3 protein-coding genes are annotated in these 3,959 nt (G+C 73.1%); all 3 read right to left on the reverse strand.

Features of this window, described 5'->3' with window-relative positions; all coding sequences use genetic code 11:
- Nucleotides 1-429 precede the first annotated feature (429 nt).
- Genes ACR807_RS41395 through ACR807_RS41405 form a run of 3 tightly spaced genes read right to left on the reverse strand, consistent with a single transcriptional unit; the run spans nt 430 to nt 3,707 of the window.
- Nucleotides 430-2,016, reverse strand: coding sequence for an aldehyde dehydrogenase (NADP(+)) (locus tag ACR807_RS41395; protein WP_438927025.1), 1,587 nt, complete (start codon nt 2,014-2,016; stop codon nt 430-432).
- Nucleotides 2,013-2,840, reverse strand: a complete 828-nt coding sequence (locus ACR807_RS41400) for an NAD-dependent epimerase/dehydratase family protein (RefSeq protein ID WP_438927026.1) — start codon at nt 2,838-2,840, stop codon at nt 2,013-2,015. The genes ACR807_RS41395 and ACR807_RS41400 overlap by 4 nt, the downstream gene beginning before the upstream one ends.
- Nucleotides 2,841-2,888: 48 nt before the next feature.
- Entirely contained in the window at nt 2,889-3,707 is an 819-nt protein-coding gene (locus ACR807_RS41405) for an IclR family transcriptional regulator (protein ID WP_438927027.1), read from the reverse strand.
- Between the last annotated feature and the right edge of the window lie 252 nt (nt 3,708-3,959).

Raw genomic sequence — 3,959 nt, forward strand, 5'->3', positions numbered from 1 at the left:
CCGAACCAGGACTAACCTTGATCTCCCAAGACGATCTTGCCTAGCTGGATCGGGTGAACATGGAGGGGAACATGTACGAAAACGGGGTTTCGCCACTCGGTTGAAACATGAGGAAACCCCGAGCGACCACAGCCGTCCACCCACCGCCCCCCACCCGCGCACCCGCCCCCGTTCATCCTCACCTGCCCCACACGCCCCACCAGCCACGCCCTCCCGGCCGACCACGCCCACCAGCCGGCCGCCGAGCCCCCGGCCGACCGCATCCGTCCGGCTGGCCGCCGAGCGCCCGCCCGGCCGCACCCAGCCGGCCGCATCAAGCCGGCCGACCGCATCCAACCGGCCGACCGCATCCAACCGGCCGACCGCACCCAGCCGGCCGACCGCATCCAACTGGCCGCACCCAGCTGCCCGCCCGGCCGCCGGTCGTCCTCAGTGGACCCCGAGCACCCCGTCGACCCGCCGCGGAATCCCCATCGGGTTCCCGTCCCGCAGCTCCGGCGGCAGCAGCTCGTCCGGCCAGGACTGGTAGGTGACCGGCCCGACCCACCGCCGGATCGCGGTCGCACCGACCGACGTGTGCAGCGCGTTCGTGGTGGACGGCCAAGGCCCGCCGTGGTGCATGCCCCACGCCACGGCCACCCCGGTCGGCCAGCCGTTGAAGATCAACCTTCCCACGACCGGCCGCAGCGCCTCGGCGACCCGCCCGGCGTCGGCCAGCTCCGCGTCGGCCGCGTGCACCGTGCCGGTGAGCGTGCCGGGCAGCTTCGGCAGCACGTCGAGCAGCTCGTCGAGCGAGGAGTAGGTCACCACGACCGCCGCCGGGCCGAAGTGCTCCTCGGTGAGCGTCGCCAGGTTGTCCGCGAACCCGGACAGCGGCACCTCGTACAGCCGCGGCTCGACGCTCCAGCCCTCGGCGGGGGCCGTGCCGTGGGCGACCAGCTTGGCCAGGCCCGACGCGGCCAGGCCCTCGGTGCCCGAGCGGTAGGCGTCGCACATGCGCTCGTTGAGCATCGGCCCGCCCGCCGCGCCCGACACCGCCGCGGCGAGCGCGGGCACCAGGGACCCCGGCGCGAACAGCAGGCCCGGGTTGGTGCAGAACTGGCCGACGCCCAGCGTGAGCGAGCCGACGAACTCGGCCGCGAACCCCTCGGGGCGCGCGTCGGCGGCGGCGGGGAGGACGACGGCCGGGTTGATGCTGCCCAGCTCGCCGTAGAACGGGATCGGCTCGGGCCTGGACGACGCCAGGTCGAACAGGGCCCGGCCGCCGGCGGTGGAGCCGGTGAAGCCGACCGCCTTGACGGCCGGGTGCCGGACCAGCGCGACGCCCGCCCCCTGGCCGTGCACGACGCCGAACACGCCGGCCGGCAGGGCGGCTTCGACGACGCGCGCCGTCGCCGCGGAGGTGCCGGGGTGCGACGGGTGCGCCTTCACGACCACCGGGCAGCCCGCGGCCAGGGCGGACGCGGTGTCGCCGCCGGCGATCGAGAACGCGAACGGGAAGTTCGACGCCGCGAACACGCCGACCGTCCCGAGTGGACGGAGCATGCGCCGCAGCACGGGGCGCGGCGGGATGATGCCGGGGTCCGCCGTGTCGAGCGTGGCCTCGACCCAGCTGCCCTCGCGCAGCACCTCGGCGAACAGTCGCAGCTGGTTCGTCGTGCGCTTCAGCTCGGTGGTCAGCCGGGGGCGGCCGAGGGCGGTCTCGCCGTCGGCCAGGGTGACCAGCTCCTCGGACGCGGCGTCGAGCGCGTCGGCCACCGACTCCAGGGCCGTCGCGCGCTCCGCGGCGGGGAGCGACGACCACGCGGGGAAGGCCGCCGCGGCGGCCGTGACCACGCGGTCCACGTCGGTGTCGCTCGACTCGGGGACCGGAGGGCCGAAAGGTTCACCGGTTCGCGGGTCGTAGCCCTGGACGCCGGCCCCGGTCACGTCGTCGGTCCCCGAGGTGCCCGAGGTGCCCGAGGTGCCCGAGGTGCCAGAGGTCCCCGAGGTCCCGGTGCCCACCGTGCCCGTCATCGGCCGGCCTCCTTCACGGCGGTGTCGAACTCCGGACCGCACCACATGCCGCCCAGGTGGGTGTAGGCGGGCGAGTCCGGGTCGAGTTCGCCCTTCTCCGCCAGCACCTCCTCCGCGAACACCTCGGAGTCGTCCTCCGACTTGTAGCCCAGCGCCTCGGCCTCGGCCAGCGAGAACCACCGCCGCGTGTTGTCCGACACGCCCCACACCACCCGGAACCCGGGCGACGGCGCCGACAGGCACGCCTCGAACAGCCGCGCGCCGTCGTCCGGCGACAGCCACGTGGACAGCATCCGGGCGTCGCGCGGCTTCTCGAAGCACGACCCGATGCGCACCGCGATCACGTCCATCCCGTACCGCGACGCGTACAGGCTGCCCAGCGCCTCCAGCGCCACCTTGCTCACGCCGTAGTACGTGTCCGGCTGCGGGAACAGGTAGTCGCCCGCCTCGCCGGAGGACCGCTGGTAGTAGCCGACGGCGTGGTTGGAGCTGGCCAGCACGACCCGGCGCACCCCGGCCCGCCGCGCCGCCTCCAGCACCACGTGCGTGCCGTTGATGTTCACGTCGAGGATGTCCGCCCACGGCCGCTCCAGGCTGTGGCCGCCGAGGTGGATCACGGCGTCGACGTCCGCGCAGGCCGCCTCCATCGCCGCCTCGTCGGTGACCGAGGCCGTCACCAACTCCACCCGTTCGCCGGCGTCCGCCGGGGGGAGGGGGGCGATGTCGAGCAGGCGGAGGGTCCGGTCCGGAGCGGCCAGCCGGCTGCGCATCAGCGTGCCGACGATGCCGGCCGCCCCGGTGATCAGGATTCGTTCGGTCACCATTCGACCTTTCGGAGGAGCGGGAAGTGGGGAAATCGGGGGGGCGCCGCGTCAGCGGCCGAACTGGCGGAGCAGTTCGGTGATGGTGCGGGCGCCGTGCAGGAGCGCTTCGATGACCTGGCGCTCGTGGTCCTGGTCGAGCCGGCCCAGCGGGACGGAGCAGCTCATCGCGTCGAGCACGGGGTTGCGGTAGGGCAGGGCGACGGCGAAGCAGCCCAGGCCGGGGGTGTTCTCCTCGCGCTCGTGGGCGTAGCCGACGGCGCGGAAACCGGCGAGCTGCGCGTGCAGCGCGGGCCGTTCCACGATCGTGTTCTGGGTGAGGGGGACCAGCCGCGCGGGCAGGATCGAGTCGACCTCGGCGGGCGTGCGGGCGGCCAGCAGGGCCTTGCCCAGCGAGGTGGAGTGCGCGGGCAGGCGGCGGCCGACGCGGGACACGACGCGCAGGTGGTGCTCGGACTCGCGGCTGGCCAGGTAGACCACGTCGGCGCCGTCGAGGCGGGCGAGGTGCACCGTCTCGTTGATCTCGCGCCGCACCTGCTCCATCACCCGGATGGCGACCTGCACCACCGGGTCGTGGTCGAGGTAGGAGGTGCCGACGAGCAGGGCGCGCACGCCGATGCCGTAGGTGCCGCGGGTCTGGTCGAGCTCGACCCAGCCGCGCGCGACGAGCGTCTGGAGCAGCATGTACAGGCTCGACTTCGGGTAGCTCAGCTCGCGGTGCAGTTCGGTCAACGTCAGGGGCCGGTCCGACGACGAGAGGACTTCGAGCAGTTCCACAGTCCGATCGGCGGACTTGACCGCGTTCGGCCGAGCGGGTGACGCGGGTCCAGTCACGAAGTCCTCCACGGGAAACGTTCCGGCAACACGCACTTGACACGTCGATGCGCCGATTCTTACAGTCCGGCCAATACGTTCACAAGTACGATCCCGCTTCACATATATGAAAAGTATGGCCGTGAACAGGAGTCAGGGTCAATGAGAACTTCCGACCGGTGCGTCGAGGCTGCCGCTGCGCCGACCGCGTTGGGGTTCGGCGTGCCCGGTGCGCTCACACCGGACGCGCACGACCCGTGCTCCCGGGGGACGGCCCGGTGACGGCGGACGACACCGCCCGAGACGTGG

Source organism: Saccharothrix sabaoui (genome assembly GCF_051756985.1).
Lineage (GTDB): Bacteria > Actinomycetota > Actinomycetes > Mycobacteriales > Pseudonocardiaceae > Actinosynnema.

Bases quoted from the DNA above. Each gene is read 5' to 3' on its own strand.
- ACR807_RS41395 (WP_438927025.1), bottom strand. From the start codon at position 2,016: ATGACGGGCACGGTGGGCACCGGGACCTCGGGGACCTCTGGCACCTCG.
- ACR807_RS41400 (WP_438927026.1), bottom strand. From the start codon at position 2,840: ATGGTGACCGAACGAATCCTGATCACCGGGGCGGCCGGCATCGTCGGC.